This is a genomic window from Nocardioides asiaticus, assembly GCF_040049175.1.
GTDB lineage: Bacteria > Actinomycetota > Actinomycetes > Propionibacteriales > Nocardioidaceae > Nocardioides > Nocardioides cheoyonin.
Window position 1 is genome coordinate 629,334 of record NZ_JBDZDM010000003.1, and the last position, 15,192, is coordinate 644,525.

Annotated in this window: 13 protein-coding genes and 4 pseudogenes; 13 read left to right on the forward strand and 4 right to left on the reverse strand. The window is 69.6% G+C overall.

Going from position 1 to position 15,192, the window contains the following annotated elements; genetic code table 11:
• Window position 1: 1 nt before the first annotated feature.
• A pseudogene (locus ABLE53_RS13580) lies at window positions 2-1,323 on the reverse strand (ISL3 family transposase).
• 233 nt (window positions 1,324-1,556) lie between these two features.
• On the opposite strand from ABLE53_RS13580, the gene ABLE53_RS13585 reads away from it, so the two are divergent.
• The 3 genes and pseudogenes from ABLE53_RS13585 to ABLE53_RS13595 all read left to right on the forward strand — a co-directional run bounded on the left by ABLE53_RS13585 (window position 1,557) and on the right by ABLE53_RS13595 (window position 2,999).
• Window positions 1,557-2,015, forward strand: coding sequence for an AMP-binding protein (locus ABLE53_RS13585; protein WP_348859490.1), 459 nt, complete (start codon window positions 1,557-1,559; stop codon window positions 2,013-2,015).
• 125 nt (window positions 2,016-2,140) lie between these two features.
• Window positions 2,141-2,491: pseudogene (locus tag ABLE53_RS13590) on the forward strand (transposase); the annotation flags it as partial.
• Between the two features lie 361 nt (window positions 2,492-2,852).
• Window positions 2,853-2,999: a hypothetical protein gene (locus tag ABLE53_RS13595; RefSeq protein WP_348859491.1), complete on the forward strand. Its 147-nt coding sequence runs from the start codon at window positions 2,853-2,855 to the stop codon at window positions 2,997-2,999.
• A gap of 11 nt (window positions 3,000-3,010) precedes the next feature.
• On the opposite strand, the pseudogene ABLE53_RS13600 reads toward ABLE53_RS13595, so the two are convergent.
• The 3 genes and pseudogenes from ABLE53_RS13600 to ABLE53_RS13610 all read right to left on the reverse strand — a co-directional run.
• Window positions 3,011-3,151, reverse strand: a pseudogene (locus ABLE53_RS13600) (transposase); the annotation flags it as partial.
• Window positions 3,152-3,172: 21 nt separating this feature from the next.
• Window positions 3,173-3,334, reverse strand: a complete 162-nt coding sequence (locus ABLE53_RS13605; RefSeq protein WP_348859492.1) for a hypothetical protein — start codon at window positions 3,332-3,334, stop codon at window positions 3,173-3,175.
• Window positions 3,335-3,442: 108 nt separating this feature from the next.
• Entirely contained in the window at window positions 3,443-3,814 is a 372-nt protein-coding gene (locus ABLE53_RS13610) for a cytochrome P450 family protein (protein ID WP_348859493.1), read from the reverse strand.
• Between the two features lie 157 nt (window positions 3,815-3,971).
• On the opposite strand from ABLE53_RS13610, the gene ABLE53_RS13615 reads away from it, so the two are divergent.
• From ABLE53_RS13615 to ABLE53_RS13655, 10 genes and pseudogenes are all read left to right on the forward strand, one after another.
• The gene (locus ABLE53_RS13615; protein WP_348859494.1) at window positions 3,972-4,193 is read left to right on the forward strand and encodes a helix-turn-helix domain-containing protein; all 222 of its coding nucleotides are present in this window, start codon (window positions 3,972-3,974) and stop codon (window positions 4,191-4,193) included.
• A gap of 413 nt (window positions 4,194-4,606) precedes the next feature.
• Window positions 4,607-4,762, forward strand: a pseudogene (locus tag ABLE53_RS24840) (acyl-CoA dehydrogenase family protein); the annotation flags it as partial.
• Window positions 4,756-5,076, forward strand: a complete 321-nt coding sequence (locus tag ABLE53_RS13620; protein ID WP_348859795.1) for an acyl-CoA dehydrogenase family protein — start codon at window positions 4,756-4,758, stop codon at window positions 5,074-5,076. The pseudogene ABLE53_RS24840 and the gene ABLE53_RS13620, both read left to right, overlap by 7 nt.
• A 79-nt stretch (window positions 5,077-5,155) precedes the next feature.
• Entirely contained in the window at window positions 5,156-6,970 is a 1,815-nt protein-coding gene (locus ABLE53_RS13625) for an acyclic terpene utilization AtuA family protein (protein WP_348859495.1), read from the forward strand.
• Window positions 6,967-8,547: an acyl-CoA carboxylase subunit beta gene (locus ABLE53_RS13630; protein WP_348859496.1), complete on the forward strand. Its 1,581-nt coding sequence runs from the start codon at window positions 6,967-6,969 to the stop codon at window positions 8,545-8,547. Before ABLE53_RS13625 ends, ABLE53_RS13630 begins: the two co-directional genes overlap by 4 nt.
• Window positions 8,544-10,580, forward strand: coding sequence for an acetyl/propionyl/methylcrotonyl-CoA carboxylase subunit alpha (locus ABLE53_RS13635; RefSeq protein WP_348859497.1), 2,037 nt, complete (start codon window positions 8,544-8,546; stop codon window positions 10,578-10,580). The genes ABLE53_RS13630 and ABLE53_RS13635 overlap by 4 nt, the downstream gene beginning before the upstream one ends.
• A gap of 58 nt (window positions 10,581-10,638) precedes the next feature.
• Window positions 10,639-12,168: a class I adenylate-forming enzyme family protein gene (locus ABLE53_RS13640; RefSeq protein ID WP_348859796.1), complete on the forward strand. Its 1,530-nt coding sequence runs from the start codon at window positions 10,639-10,641 to the stop codon at window positions 12,166-12,168.
• On the forward strand, window positions 12,161-12,958 hold the full coding sequence (locus ABLE53_RS13645; protein WP_348859498.1) for an enoyl-CoA hydratase-related protein: 798 nt from the start codon (window positions 12,161-12,163) through the stop codon (window positions 12,956-12,958). The genes ABLE53_RS13640 and ABLE53_RS13645 overlap by 8 nt, the downstream gene beginning before the upstream one ends.
• Complete coding sequence (locus ABLE53_RS13650) at window positions 12,955-14,124, forward strand: acyl-CoA dehydrogenase family protein (RefSeq protein ID WP_348859499.1); 1,170 nt, start codon at window positions 12,955-12,957, stop codon at window positions 14,122-14,124. The genes ABLE53_RS13645 and ABLE53_RS13650 overlap by 4 nt, the downstream gene beginning before the upstream one ends.
• On the forward strand, window positions 14,121-15,185 hold the full coding sequence (locus ABLE53_RS13655) for an MBL fold metallo-hydrolase (protein ID WP_348859500.1): 1,065 nt from the start codon (window positions 14,121-14,123) through the stop codon (window positions 15,183-15,185). Before ABLE53_RS13650 ends, ABLE53_RS13655 begins: the two co-directional genes overlap by 4 nt.
• Window positions 15,186-15,192: the final 7 nt, after the last annotated feature.

Below are 15,192 nucleotides of genomic sequence, written 5' to 3' on the forward strand. Positions count from 1 at the left end.
TTCACTGCTGAGGGTGAACGAGCTGGGATCTGAAGCCGCCGGTTTCGAGCAGTGATCTGGCGATGTAGTTGGTCAGGTTGCGGAGCCCGAGCGCTGAGCCACGCAGATGCTCGAGCCGTCCGTTGATCGCCTCGGTGGGGCCGTTGGATGTGCCGGGCCGGTCAAAGTAGGCGAGCACGTCGCCGGCGCGCTTCTTTAGCGTTCGGCCCAGCGTGACGAGCTCGGTCGGTGCCTTCGGGACACCGGCGCTGAGGGAGTCGATGAGCTTGACCATCAGCTCGCGACCTTGGCGTCGGTCTTCGTGGCGGTAGGCGGTGATCATCCGTTGGTAGATGCCCCAGGTGGCTTCGACCTCGACGTGGGTCCCGTCGGCGAACAGCGCCCTCAGGCGGGCGGCCTGCTTGTCGGTGAGGAGGTCTGCACCGGTGTGCAGGGTGCGGCGTGCGGAGTAGAGCGGGTCGCCCTTGTGGCCACGGTGGCCGTGGATCGCCAGCTGGACACGGCGGCGGCACTCGTCGAGTGCCTGCCCGGCCAAGCGGACGACATGGAAGGGATCCACGACAGCGACGGCCTCGGGGAGTTCCTCGGCGGCGGCGGTCTTGAAGCCGGTGAAGCCGTCCATCGCCACCACCTCGACGGCGGCGCGCCACGCGTCGGGACGTTGGTTGAGCCAGGTCTTGAAAGCCTGCTGGGAGCGGCCTTCGACCATGTCCAGCAGTCGCGCTGGTCCGGCGCCGTCGCGGATCCCGGTGAGGTCGATGATCACAGTGACGTACTTGTCGCCGCGCCGGGCGTGTCTCCAGACGTGCTCGTCCACGCCGATCGCGGTGACGCCGTCGAACCTGTTGGTGTCCTCGATCAGGACCCGCTTGCCCTCGGCCAGGACCGCGTCGTTGGCGGTGTTCCAGGCGATCCCGAGGCCTTCAGCGATGCGGGCGACGGTCAGGTGCTGGACCACGATCGCCTCCAGCGCCCAGCGCAGCCCGCGGCGCGACAGCTTCGCCCGCGGCTCGGCCGCCAGGCTGGTGTCCTGGCGCCACACGTGCCCGCAACCGGAGCAGCGGTAGCGGCGCACGACCACCTCCAGCGTGGTCGGCCGCCAGCCAGAGGCTCATGCGCCAGCCGCCGGACCACGGTGTCGCGTGGCGTGCCTTCGCAGCCACAGCGACGGCACCACTGGTCCGGTTCGACGACCCGGCACGCGAGCACCGCGCGGTCGGGCTCAAGACGCTGGCCCGTGGCTACGAGGCCGAGCTCGTCGAGTCGGCAGAACGTGGTCAGGTCGGGACAGGCGAAGCCCGCCTGCGGGGTAGCGTCAGGCACGTCGCGGTCTTCCGGATGGTGAGCGTGAGAACTTCCATCTTCGGAAGACCTCGACGCCGCCGACCATCTACGCGACGCCGGCTACACCCTCAACTGTGAAGAGCCCTCAAACCGGGCACGCGATGCCGTCGTCCTCACCCGTGAAGCGCGCCGGAGCCGCACTTATGCATTCAGGCAGGTAGCAGGCAGGGTCGCCGAAACGAACATGTGCCCGCCCCAGGTTCCTTGGGGCGATGTCCTCGGCGACACCACCGACGCCGCGGCCATGCGCGACTGCCTCCTGCACCGTTCCGTGGTCCTCGACCGATCGCGTCAAGGAGAAGGCGGGATCCATCGGCCGGGCTGTGTTTCACGTCGAGGCGCGCATCGCCCATGACGCCGACAAGGACGCGCGCACCGACGAGGTGGGGGAGCTGGTCCTTCGCAGACCGAACGTGTTCACCGGCTATTGGGGCCTGCCCGACGCCACCGCCGAGGCGTTCCGCGGCGGGTGGTTCCACACCGGCGACCTGGGCCGCATGGACGCCGAGGGCTTCATCACGCTCGTCGACCGCAAGAAGGACATGATCATCACCGGCGGCGAGAACGTCTACCCGATCGAGGTCGAGCAGCAGGTGGGTGACCCCGCCGCGACCGGCTCGGCAGCCAATGAGCGGCTCATGGCGATCATTCCGCCCTTGCTGGAGCAATGATCAGAACCTGTGGATGGCGCTCGGCGAGGTGACGTGAAGCGGACGTACCTCCCGAGCAGGATCGAAGCAATCACAAGGTTCTGATCAGGGTCGGCGTTGGCGCGCCGGCTCGGGAAGGTACGTCCATGCTCAAGGTAGTTCACGACGCCGAGGTGTCCAACGAGCCCGCCGGTGGGTCGCTGCTCGACGAGATCGTGCGTGACGGGGCCCGGCAGATGTTGGCGGCGGCGCTGCAGGCCGAGGTCGCCGCCTACATAGAGGCGTTCGCTGGCGAGCTCGACGAGGCCGGTCACCGGTTGGTGGTCCGCACCGGCCACCACGTTGAGCGCGAGGTGACGACCGCGGCCGGAGCGGTCCCGGTGCGTGCGCCGCGGGTCAACGACAAGCGCGTCGACCCGGTGACCGGGGAGCGTCAGCGGTTCTCCTCCGCGATCCTGCCGGCGTGGGCGCGGAAGTCGCCGAAGGTGGCCGAGGTGGAGTCCGCCGCGGACTTGCCCCGCCGGGAGAACCCCCGGATTCCGACCCCGGATCGGTGGTGTTGACCTTCTTCTGCTGGTGCCCCGCCTTGTCCGCAGGTGCCTTCGGCTTGCGGCCGCGAAGCTTCGAACCGCGCCGGCCTCCTCGGCCGCACGCCGAGCCAGATGCTCGGCATGGGCTGCCGTCTCGGCCTCAAGTTCGGCGTCCAGCCGCTGCTTGGCGGCCTTGAACCGGCGCCGGCGATCGGCCCGGCCCCGCAGCACCGCCGGCGGCTCACCGCCACGATCTGGGCCGTGTTCGGCGTCCTCGGCCGCATCGGCAGCCTCCGCGTCGGCGAACATCTCATCGACCGCCTTGTCGATGGAGTCCTGGGTGCGGTTGCGGGCCATCGATGCCGGCGCGGCCATCTTCGTGCCGTCCACCGCGACCAGCCCCACGCTGGTCATCCCCGCCTTCGCGCACAGCCGCAGCGAGGCAGTGAACAGCGACTTCAACGCGGTCTCGTGACGCGACCGGAACCGGGCGATGGTGGTGTGGCCAGGTGCCGCGTTGCCGCACACCACCCGGAAAGCGACATCGACATAGCAGGCACGCTCGATCTTGCGGGAGGAGACCAGCCCGGTGCAGTAGGCGTACAACAACAGCGCCACCATCGTCTTCGGGTGACGTGCCGCGCCACCCTAGCCATCAGCGCGGTAGCCGGCGTAGAACGTGGTCAGGTCCATCTCCTCGACTGCGTCCAGCACGAAGTAGGCCAGGTCATCCTCAGGCAGCCAGTCGGTGATCGAGGGAGGCATCAAGAACAACTGGTCATGGTCCTCGGCTACGAAGTTGTACCTCACGAGAAAGAATCCTGCCGCCTCACCCCGACGGACTCACCGACCGACACCCATGAGCTACCCCGGAGGTTCGCGCAACAGGCTCGAGGGCAAGCGAGTAGGCAGGCTGACCTACGAAGATCTCTTTGCGCGAGCTGTCAGGGTCTGGACGTGGGGCTCGAGTGCTGCGATGCGCCGGGGGGTGAACGCCCGGCTGACGAGGCCGCGCAGCTGGGTGTGCCGAGGGGGGTCGGTCATGATCAACATCGGCAGGAAGAGCTGGGTCATGTCCACCCCGGGTGGCGTCGGGAAGATCCCCGAGGCCGAGGAGTACCTCGCCGGGTCGCGGAGGGCGACGGCCACGTCGTCGTAGCGGCTGAGCACCCAGCAGCCCGCCGGCGACCAGTACGCGGGAGCGTGTCGACGCAGGTCGCGGTAGACCGGGTAAGGGTCTGCGATCACCTCGGCGTCGAAGGGGCTGTAGGTCAATTGTTGCTGAGTCATCGGGGCCTCCCTCGCGGGTGTCCTCGGTCATGTGGCTGCGCCCGCACGGGGCTGCGGCGACCTTGAATTGGTGGTTTGTACTCGCAGTACAACATGGGATGCTCGTCAGGTCGAGCCCCAGCGACGGCATGGCTGGGACGCAGAACAGGAGACGCGGATGAGGAAGCTTCCGTCGAAGCTGGCCAGCAAGCTCTACGGTGCGGCCGAGCTGATCGCCGATCGCGGGCTCGACGCCACCAAGATCGAAGACATCGCCGAGGCCACAGGCATCCCCAAGGCCACGCTCTACTACCACCTCGAAGGCAAGAACGCGGTCCTGGACCGCAGAGGGTGGAGACCTTCAGTTGGCCACCGGCGGGGACCGCAACTTGGCCGCTGACACCGCTGGACAGAGCCTGCGGAAAGTCCTCCGCCGGTGCCGGCCTTCTCAACGAAGGCGCTCAACCCTGAGCAAGGCCGGGTTGAGCACGTCCTCAGGAAGACGTCGCGCCACCTGGCGAGGTCGTCGGCGACCAGGTCGACAGCGGGCGAGCGAGGAGCACGCCTGGTGGTTGGACCGGGCCGCATGCTGTGGGGCTTCGCGTTCCTCGGTCTGAGGGAGTTGCGCTCGTGTCCATTTTCGGTGGTTGCAGGCCATGCACGTGGGGTCTAACCTGACGACACCGTCAATTCCTTGACGGCCCGCCGCCGGTTACCACAGGAGCCCCCCTTGCGTTTCACTGACGACCACCTTGCCTTCCGGAAGCTGGTGCGCGACGTGGTCGACGAAAGGATCGCGTCGCGCGTGGACGAGTGGGAGCGGGACGGCACGTCCCGGCGCACGATCTGTTCCCCGAGCTCGGCGAACGCGGTTTGCTCGGTGTGGAGTACGACCCCGACTACGGGGGGCAGGGCGCCGACCACCTGTACTGGGTGGTCCTCGCCGAGGAACTTAGCCGCTGCTGTCCAACCAATACATCGGGTTCCGCCTGGCCGAGTTGTCTGCCCAGGTGGAGCTGTTGCAGTCGCACAACTACGCCTGCGCGCAGGCGTATATGGACGGCGAGGACATCAGCCGGGCGGCCACGGTGGCCAAGCTGACCGCGGGCCGGCTGATGCGCGAGGTGGCCGACACCTGCCTGCAGTTCCACGGCGGCCTGGGCTACATGGAGGAGACGTGGACCTCCCGGTTCTTCCGCGACACCCGCCTGGCCTCCATCGGCGGCGGCGCGGACGAGGTCATGCTGCAGGTGCTGGCGAGGATGGACGGGTTCGTGGCATGACGGTGACGGCTGGCGCACTGCTGGAGCAACTCGTCGGATGCTTCGCCGCCCCGTCTGGGGCCGGCCGGGAACCGCTGCGATGAGCACGCCGTTGCGGGTGGCCAACGTCTCCGGCTTCTACGGTGATCGCCTGTCAGCGATGCGCGAGATGCTCGACGGCGGGGACGTCGACGTCCTCACCGGTGACTACCTCGCCGAGCTCACCATGTTGATCCTCGGCCGCCAGCGTTCCGCCGACCAGGCCGCGGGCTATGCCCGCTCCTTCCTCACCCAACTGGAGGACTGCCTCGGTGATGCACTCAGCCGCGGGGTGCGGATCGTCAGCAACGCCGGCGGGCTCAACCCGCGCGGGCTGGCCGACGCGGTCGGCGAACTCGGCGCGCGGCTCGGCGTCCAGGTCCGGGTCGCCACTGTCAGCGGTGACGACCTGATGCCTCGGCTCGCCCAGCTGGGCTCCGCCGGTCGCCTGCGGGCCGGTGAACGACCACCGGCGGACGGTGACGGAGCACCGGTGGACGGAGAGTTCCCCGACGTACTGACCGCCAACGCCTACCTCGGCTGCTGGGGAGTCGTGCGGGCACTGCAGGCCGGTGCCGACGTCGTCGTCACGGGGCGCGTCACCGACGCCAGCCTCGTCGTCGGCCCAGCCGCCTGGCACCATGGCTGGAGCGCCGACGACCTTGACGCTCTGGCCGGCGCCACCGTTGCCGGACACGTGCTCGAATGCGGCACGCAGGCCACCGGTGGCAACTTCAGTTTCTTCACCGAACTGCTCGACGCCGACCCCGGCTGCCTGGACCACATTGGTTTCCCGCTCGCCGAGATCGCCGCCGACGGCACCGCCATCATCACCAAGCACCCCGGCACCAGCGGAGCGGTGACCGTCGAGACGGTCACCGAGCAGCTGCTCTACGAACTCACCGCCAGCCGCTACGGCGGGCCGGACGTCGTCACCCGGTTCGACGGGCTGCGGTTGCGGCAGGTCGCGCGCGATCGGGTCGAGGTCACCGGGGCGCGCGGGCTGCCGCCGGGGGATTGGCTGAAGGTTGCGACCAACCGTCTGGGTGGCTTCCGCAACGCCATGACCCTGCCGCTGGCCGGGCTGGACGTAGACCGCAAGGCCGATCTGCTGCGTCGACAACTGGCTCCCGTGCTGGCGGACGTGGCCGAGGCTGTGGTGACCCTGGCGCGGACGGACTCTCCCGACGCCGACGCCGAGGAGGAAGCAAGTGCCCTGCTGCACGTGACCGTGAAGGACCCCGACCGGCAGAAGGTGGGCAAGGAGTTCACCGTGCCCGTGATCGAGCTGGCTCTGGCCACCGTCCCCGGCTTCTTCGCCTCAGGCGCCCCGCCCAGCCCCTCGGCCTACGGCGTCTACGCGCCGGCATGGGTGCGGGTCGATGAGGTCGACCACCTGGTGGGCCTGCCCGACGGCGGCACCGAGACCGTACCCGCGGCGCGACCGCAGCCGGCCAGCACGCCGGAGGATGAGCGTGCGGGACCGGTGGAGCGGGCGGGCGACAGCACCGGTCCGGCGGCCGCCGGACCCACCCGCCGCGTCCCGCTGGGCTGCGTCGTCGGCGCCCGCAGCGGCGACAAGGGCGGTGCCGCGACGCTTGGCGTGTACGCCCGCAGCGACGAGGGCTATGCCTGGCTGTCGAGTTTCCTCACCGAGGACCGGCTGCGTGAGCTGGTGCCCGAGGCCGCGGACCTGCCGGTGACGCGCGAACTGCTGCCCGGGTTCCGCGCGCTGCTTTTCCAGCTACCTGGCCTGCTCGGCGAGGGCGTGGCCGCCAGCACTCGGTTCGATCCCCAGGCCAAGGCCGTGGGGGAGTGGCTGCGATCTCGCCTGGTCGATGTCCCAATGTCCCTGCTAGCGGAAGGAAGAACGTGACCGTCCTCGCCGACCGCGCCGCAGAGAACCGTGCCGCGCTCCTCGATCGCCTCGCCGAACTGGGCGAGCTGCGGGCACAGGCCAACCTGGGCGGTGGCGAGAGTGCGGTGGCCCGCCACCGGGCCCGCGGCAAGCTCACCGTCCGCGAACGTATCGAGCTACTGCTGGACCGGGACAGCCCCTTCCTCGAGCTGTCGCCGTACGCGGCGTGGGGCACCGACTTCCCGGTGGGGGCCAGCGTGGTCACCGGCATCGGTGTCGTAGAAGGCGTGGAGGTGATGATCTCGGCGAACGACGCGACGGTGCGGGGAGGAACGAGCAACCCCTACACCTTCCGCAAGACCCAGCGCGCGCACGAGATCGCCGAGACCAACCGGCTGCCGTTCATCAGCCTGGTGGAGTCCGGGGGCGCGGACCTGCCCACCCAGTCGGAGATCTTCATCCCCGGCGGCCGCGCGTTCCGCAACCTGACCCGGCTGTCCTCGCAGGGCATTCCTACCGTCGCCCTGGTCTTCGGCAACAGCACCGCAGGCGGCGCGTACGTGCCCGGGATGAGCGACCATGTCGTGATGATCGAGGGCCGCAGCAAGGTGTTCCTCGCCGGGCCGCCGCTGGTGAAGATGGCCACCGGGGAGGACGCCGAGGACGAGTCCCTCGGTGGAGCGTCGATGCACGCCCGCACGTCCGGCAGCGCCGACCACCTGGCCCTCGACGAGCTCGATGCGATCCGGATTGGGCGGCAGATCGTACGCAATCTCAGCTGGCGCAAAGCCGGCCCCGGCCCCACCGAGCCGGCCGATCCCCCGCTGTTCGACCCAGAGGAGCTACTCGACCTCGCCCCCGCGGACCTGCGCCAGCCGCTGGACCCCCGCGACGTGCTTGCCCGGATCGTCGATCGCAGCCGCTTCGACGAGCACAAGCCGCTCTACGGCACGTCGTTGGTGACCGGGTGGGCAAGCATCCACGGCTATCCGATCGGCGTGCTGGCCAACGCCCGTGGCGTGTTGTTCAGGGAGGACGCGCAGAAAGCCGCGCAGTTCATCCAACTGGCCAACCAGGTCGACACCCCGCTGCTGTTCCTTCAGAACACGACTGGCTACATGGTCGGCACCGAGTACGAGCAGAACGGCATCATCAAGGCTGGCTCGCAGATGATCAACGCGGTTTCCAACAGCACGGTGCCGCACCTGACGATGAACATCGGCGCCTCCTACGGCGCCGGGAACTACGGCATGTGCGGGCGGTCCTACGATCCTCGTTTCCTGTTCGCCTGGCCCAATGCCAAGAGCGCGGTGATGGGGGCGGCGCAGCTGGCAGGAGTGCTCGATATCGTCGGAAGAGCCAGCGCGCGGGCCCGGGGCCGCGACTACGACGAGGAGGCCGCGGCAGCGATGCGGGCCGCGGTGGAGCAGCAGATCGAGGCCGAGTCGGTGGCGCTCTTCCTCTCCGGCCGGGTCTACGACGACGGGATCATCGACCCGCGGGACACCCGCACCGTCCTCGGGCTGGCGCTGTCGGTGATTCACAACGCGCCAATCAGAGGACTGCACGACGGATGGGGCGTGTTCCGACTGTGACCGACCAGCGCACACTGCGAAGCGTCCTGGTGGCCAACCGCGGCGAGATCGCCCGGCGGGTGTTCGCCACCGCCCGGGCCATGGGGCTGCGCACCGTCGCGGTATACGCCGACGCCGACGCCGACGCACCGTACGTCGCCGACGCCGACCTAGCCGTCCGGCTGCCGGGCAACACTCCGTCCGAGACCTATCTGGATGCCGACCTGGTGGTGGCCGCGGCGCTGAGGGCGGGCGCGGACTGTGTCCACCCGGGCTACGGGTTCCTGTCCGAGAACCCAGATTTCGCCCGGGCGGTGCAGGCGGCGGGACTGGTCTTCGTGGGCCCCGGCGTCGAGGCCCTCGAAGCCATGGGCAGCAAGCTTGCCGCCAAGGAGCTCATGCAGCGGGCCGGGGTGCCGACCCTGCCCAGCGTGGACGCCACCGGCCTCTCCGGAGCGGAACTGGAGAAGGCAGCCGACGACGTCGGCTACCCGCTCCTGGTCAAGGCATCCTTCGGGGGTGGCGGTCGCGGCATGCGGGAGGTACGCGACCCGGGCGAGCTCGCGGAGGCCGTCGCGGGTGCTGGACGCGAGGCAGCGTCCGCCTTCGGCAACGGCACCGTGTTCCTGGAGCGGCTGGTCGAACGGCCCCGCCACGTTGAGGTTCAGATCTTCGGCGACAGCCACGGGCACACAGTGGCGCTCTTCGAGCGTGAGTGCTCCATCCAGCGCCGCCACCAGAAGGTGGTCGAGGAGGCGCCGTCCCCCGCGGTCGACCCGGACCTGCGGGAGCGACTGCAGGAGGCGGCCGTCGTCGCCGCGCGCGCCATCGACTACGTCGGCGCGGGCACCGTCGAGTTCCTGCTCGACGACGGGGGCGACTTCTTCTTCCTCGAGGTCAACACGCGCCTGCAGGTGGAGCACCCCGTCACCGAGGCCGTCACCGGGCTGGATCTGGTCCGGTTGCAGTTCGACGTCGCGGCGGGTCGGCCGCTGCCGGCCGAGGCACTGACGCCCACTCTGACCGGCCACGCGATCGAGGTGCGGCTGTACGCTGAGGACCCGTCCCGCACCTGGCTGCCCCAGTCGGGGCGGCTCGAGGACTTCCACGTCCCCGCCGAGACCGAGTTCCGGCCGCCGATCGGGCCGGGAGTCCGGCTGGACAGCGGCGTCGCCTCCGGTGTCGAGGTCGGGGTGCACTACGACCCGATGCTCGCCAAGGTGATCGCCTGGGCGCCGGACCGGACTTCAGCAGCGCTGGCGCTGGCGGGCGCACTCCAAGGCGCACGCCTTCACGGGCTGACGACCAACCGTGACTTCCTCGTACGCGTCCTGCGCAGCGAGGCCTTCATCGCCGGCGAGACCGACACCGGGTTCCTGGATCGGCACGGCGTCGACGTTCTCGCCGCACCGCTGGTCGATGACGAGGGGCGTCGCCGGCATGCCGTCGTGGCGGCGCTGGCCGGCGCCGCCCTACGGCGAAGCGCCGCGCCGGCGCTCGCGGGCCTGCCATCGGGCTGGCGCAACAACCCGACAGCGCCGCACACGACGGTCTTCGACGTCGGTACGGTGGGCTACCGCGTTGACCGGAGCGGGCTCACCGCCGAGGTCGAGGCAGTGCCGGTGCAGCTGACCGTGCTCGGCACCGACGTCCTGCGCCCTGGCCGGGTACGGCTGGAGGTCGAGGCCGACGGGCTGCGCGCCACCTACGAGGTGCACGTCGAGGGCGACCGCTCGTTCGTCGACGGGCCGGACGGTTCGACGACGCTGGTCGAGCAGCCGCGTTTCCCGGAGCCCACCGTGAAGGTGGCCCCCGGGTCGCTCACCGCTGCGATGCCGGGCACCGTTAGCCGGGTGGCGGTGGCCGAGGGCGATCGAATCGACGCCGGGCAGCTGGTGCTGGTCCTGGAGGCCATGAAGATGGAGCACCCTGTGGTGGCGCCCGCCGCCGGACTGGTACAGGCCCTGCACGTTCGCGTGGGCGCGCAGGTAGAGACAGGCACGGCGCTCGCCGTCGTCGCCGACACTGAGGAAGGGAACAGCGATGCGTCCTGATCTATCGGGGGTCGATCCCCTCGCGTTCAACCTGGCGACCAGATTGTCCGTGGGCGACATGCTCACCCGCTCGGCATTCCAGTTCCCCGACCGCACCGCGATCGTGCAGGACGGCGAGGAGATCACCTACGCACGCCTCGACGCCGCCGCCGAGGCCTTCGGGCGGGGCATGCTCGACACCGGCCTCGAGCGCCAGGAGCCCGTAGCGTTCCTGCTCGGCAACTCGTGGCGATTCGTGGCCACGTTCTTCGGCTGCGCCAAGTCCGCACTCGTCGCCCTGCCCGTCAATCTGATGCTGCCCCCAGACGAGGTGGCGTGGATCCTGGCCGACGCAGGAGTGCGCGCGGTGGTCGCCGACCCCGCATTCGTTCCGCTCCTCGAACAGATACTCCCCGATCTGCCGCAGGTCACCACCGTGGTGGTCACTGGGGAGACGTCGGACTCGGTGGCCGGGCGCACCGCTTTGCGCTGGGACGATCTGATCGTGGACCCGACCCCGTTGCAGGTGGTGGTCGAGGACCGCGACACTCTGCACTGCCTCTACACCTCGGGCACCACTGCCCGGCCCAAGGGCGTACTGACCAGCCATCTCGCAGTTCACGTGGCGGCACTCAGCAGCGCGCTCCAGGTGGGGCATCGGCATGGGCACGAGTTCTCCGTAGCCCCGATCGTGCTGCCGCTGTTCCACACCACGGCACTGGACACGCTGCTACTGCCTGTGCTGCTCACCGGCGGCACCGCGATCCTTCCTCAGGGGTTCCAGCCCGAGGCCTACCTCGACATCGTGGAGAGCAGCCGGGCCACGCACCTGCTCCTGCTGCCCATGATGTGGGCTGCGCTGCTCGCCACGCCGAGGCTCGACGAGCGGGACCTGTCGTCAGTGCGGCTCTGCATGTACGCCATGGCACCGATGCCGCAGGAGCGGATCGGCCAGGTCGCCGCCGCCTTCCCCCACGCCGACGTGCTGCTCGGCTCAGGGCAGACGGAGTGCGTGCCGGCAACCGTGCTCCAGTGGCCGGCACACCAGGAGACCAAGAGCGCCTCGTGGGGCCCGTCGGTCGTGACCGTCGACACCCGGACGATGGGACCGGGCGGAGACCTGCTGCCCCGGGGAGAGACCGGGGAGATCGTCTACCGCGGTCCGCACGTGATGGGCGGTTACTGGAACAACCCCGAAGCGAACACCGCCGCCTTCGCGCACGCCTGGTTCCACAGCGGCGACATCGGGCACCTCGACGAGGAGGGCGTGGTCTGGTTCTCCGACCGACTCAAGGACATCGTGAAGACCGGCGGGGAGAACGTCTCCTCCGTCGAGGTCGAGCGGGTGCTGCTCAGCTCCTCGGAGATCACCGAGGCCGCGGTCATCGGCGTACCAGACGAACGATGGGGCGAGGCCGTGACAGCCGTCGTCGTCGCCGTCGACCCCGCCGTCGACCCGACCGGCCTCTCGGAGCGGCTGACAGCGCTGTGCCGCGAGCACCTGGCCGGCTTCCAGGTCCCGAAGCGGATCGAGGTCCTGACCGGCTTGCCCAAGACGGCCACCGGCAAGATCCAGAAGCACGAACTGCGGGAGCGTTTCCGTGGCTGACAAGGAGCTGGTCCACGTCCGCCACCGCGGCCCGGTCGCGGAGGTCACCCTCGACTCCCCGCACAACCGGAACGCCCTGTCGCGTGACCTGGTCGAACAGCTGCATGCGGCCTTGGCGCTGGTCATCGCCGACGATCGGACACGAGTCGTCGTGCTGACTGGAACCGGCCCGGTGTTCTGCTCCGGCGCCGACCTCAAGGAGCAGCGGGCAGGTGTGGCGCCGCCGACGGTCGGCCTGCCGGACATCCTGACACTGATCTACGAGAGCCCCGCACCTGTCGTCGCTCGGGTGAACGGAGCTGCACGCGCGGGCGGGTTGGGCCTGATCGCGGCATGTGACCTCACGGTCGGACTGGCCGGGGCGACGTTCGGGTTCAGCGAGGTCCGCATCGGCGTGGCCCCGGCCATCATCGCCGTTCCCTGCCTGCGCCGGATGGACCGCCGCGCCGCCCGAGAGCTGTTTCTCACCGGAGAGAACTTCGACGGGCTGCGCGCCCGCGACGTCGGCCTGCTGGATCGCGCGGTCACCGACGAGGAGCTGGACCTGACGGTCGACGGGCTGACCGGGCAGCTGGGCCGGGGAGCCCCCAAAGCACTGGCGATCACCAAGCGTTTGCTGCAAGACCTCCCCGGCCCGGATCTGCAAGAGGACTTCCGGCGGATGGCTGCGGTCTCCGCCGAGAGATTCGCCTCGGACGAAGCGCGGGAGGGCATCGCCGCGCTGCTGGGCAAACGCTCGCCGGCATGGGTGGCTCCGGCGGACGCACTGAATGGAAGAGGACTACCGTGACGCAGACCGACATCACTGCACCCGCCGGCGACCCGTGGAGCACACCGGAGCGGGTGGCGCTACGGCGGCTGGCGCGTGACTTTGTCGCCCGCGAGATCGCACCCCATATGGACGAGTGGGAACAGTCCGGCGAACTGCCTCGCGATCTGCACCGTAAGGCCGCCGACGTCGGTCTCCTCGGCGTCGGGTTCGCCGAGGAGGTGGGCGGCAGCGGCGGCGACGCGATCGACTCCGCGATCATCACCGAGGAGATCCTGCACGGCGGCGGATCCACCGGGGTGTGTGCCGCGCTGTTTACCCAGGGCATCGCGCTTCCGCACATCGCCGCCAACGGCAGCCCCGAGCTCGTCGACCGCTATGTCCGCCCCACGCTCGCCGGGCAGCTGATCGGATCGTTGGCGGTGTCCGAGCCGGGCGGGGGTTCCGACGTCGCCAACCTCCGTGCCAGGGCGGTCCTCGACGGCGACGAATACGTGGTCAACGGCGCGAAGACCTTCATCACCAGCGGCGTCCGCGCCGACTTCGTTACCGCCGCGGTGCGCACCGGCGGACCCGGCCACACCGGGATCTCGCTGCTGGTCATCGACAAGGCGACGCCCGGGTTCACCGTGTCCCGCCGGCTGGACAAGATGGGCTGGCGGTGCAGCGACACCGCCGAGCTCTCCTTCGACGAGGTCCGGGTGCCGGCCGCGAACCTCGTGGGCGCGGAGAACTCCGGCTTCGTGCAGATCATGCAACAGTTCCAGAACGAGCGGATCGGCCTCGCCGTTCAGGCGTACGCCACCGCGGCCCGCGCCTTGGATCTGGCCATCGGATGGGCACGGGACCGGGAGACGTTCGGGCGACCTCTGTCCTCCCGCCAGGTGATCCGGCACAAGCTCGCCGAGATGGCCCGCCAGGTCGACGTCGCGCGGTGCTACACGCGGGCGGTCGCGCAGCGGTACCTCGCCGGCGAGGACGTCGTCACCGAGGTGTCCATGGCGAAGAACACCGCCGTCTACGCCTGCGACTTCGTGGTGAACGAGGCGGTGCAGATCTTCGGCGGTATGGGCTACATGCGCGAGTCCGAGGTCGAGCGGCACTACCGGGACGCGCGGATCCTGGGCATCGGCGGCGGAACCAACGAGATCATGAACGAGGTCATCAGCAAGAGGTTCGGCTTGTGACCGCCGGGGCCGCCCGCCCGTTTCGGGTCACCGGCGCCGCCCAGAAGCAGGCGTGGGCGGAGAGGGTGCTGCCACCGGTGGAGCAGGTCCAGCAGGGGCTGTGGTCCATCCCCGTCCCCATTCCCGACAACCCGCTGCGGTATGTCCTGGTCTACGCGCTCGAACTGGACGACGGGCTGGCATTGATCGACGCCGGGTGGGACACCGACGACGCCTGGCAGGCCCTGACCGACGGCTTGGCGGCGGCCGGATACGCCATGAGCGACGTCCGCGGCGTGATGGTGACGCACATCCATCCCGACCACTACGGCCTGGCGGGGCGAATCCGTGAGGCCTCGGGTGCGTGGGTGGGACTACATCCAGACGACGCGGCTCTGCTGCCCGCCCGTTATGGAGCCGGCATCACCGACCTGGTAGAGCACATGGACAGGCTGCTACGGGACTGTGGCGTACCCGAGGACGAGTTGCGGGCCCTGGCCCGCGCCTCGCTGCCGATCGCCGCCTACGTCCGCCAGACCGAGCCCGACCGCCTCCTTCGGGACGGCGACCGGATGCCGTTGCCCGGCTGGGATCTCCGAGCGGTCCACACGCCCGGTCACTCTCCCGGCCACCTGTGCTTCCACGAGCACCGGCGTCGCCTCCTCTTCTCCGGGGACCACGTCCTTCCTCGCATCACTCCCAACATTGGGGTGCACGCGCAGTCGACCGGAAACCCGCTGGCCGACTTCTTCGACTCCCTGGCACGCGTCGGTGGATTGGATCATGAGCTGGACGAGGTGCTGCCCGCGCACGAGTACCGCTTCGCCGGCCTCGCGGCGCGCGTGTCGACACTCCTGGGCCACCACGACGAACGGTTGGAGGAGATTCACACCGCTCTGACGACGGCACCGACCACGTGGGAGCTGACCGCGGCGCTCACCTGGTCTCGCCCCTGGGACCAGGTCTCCGGTTTCATGCGCAGGGCGGCTGTCGCGGAAACTCTGGCGCACCTGGTCCTCCTGGAAAGCAGGGGACGGGTGGCGCGCAGCCGCGAAACCCCGTGGCGCTGGGAGCAGCGCTGACGGGTTT

Bases quoted from the DNA above. Each gene is read 5' to 3' on its own strand.
- ABLE53_RS13595 (WP_348859491.1), top strand. From the start codon at position 2,853: ATGGAGTCCTGGGTGCGGTTGCGGGCCATCGATGCCGGCGCGGCCATC.
- ABLE53_RS13640 (WP_348859796.1), top strand. From the start codon at position 10,639: ATGCTCACCCGCTCGGCATTCCAGTTCCCCGACCGCACCGCGATCGTG.
- ABLE53_RS13615 (WP_348859494.1), top strand. From the start codon at position 3,972: ATGAGGAAGCTTCCGTCGAAGCTGGCCAGCAAGCTCTACGGTGCGGCC.
- ABLE53_RS13585 (WP_348859490.1), top strand. From the start codon at position 1,557: ATGTCCTCGGCGACACCACCGACGCCGCGGCCATGCGCGACTGCCTCC.
- ABLE53_RS13610 (WP_348859493.1), bottom strand. From the start codon at position 3,814: ATGACTCAGCAACAATTGACCTACAGCCCCTTCGACGCCGAGGTGATC.
- ABLE53_RS13625 (WP_348859495.1), top strand. From the start codon at position 5,156: ATGAGCACGCCGTTGCGGGTGGCCAACGTCTCCGGCTTCTACGGTGAT.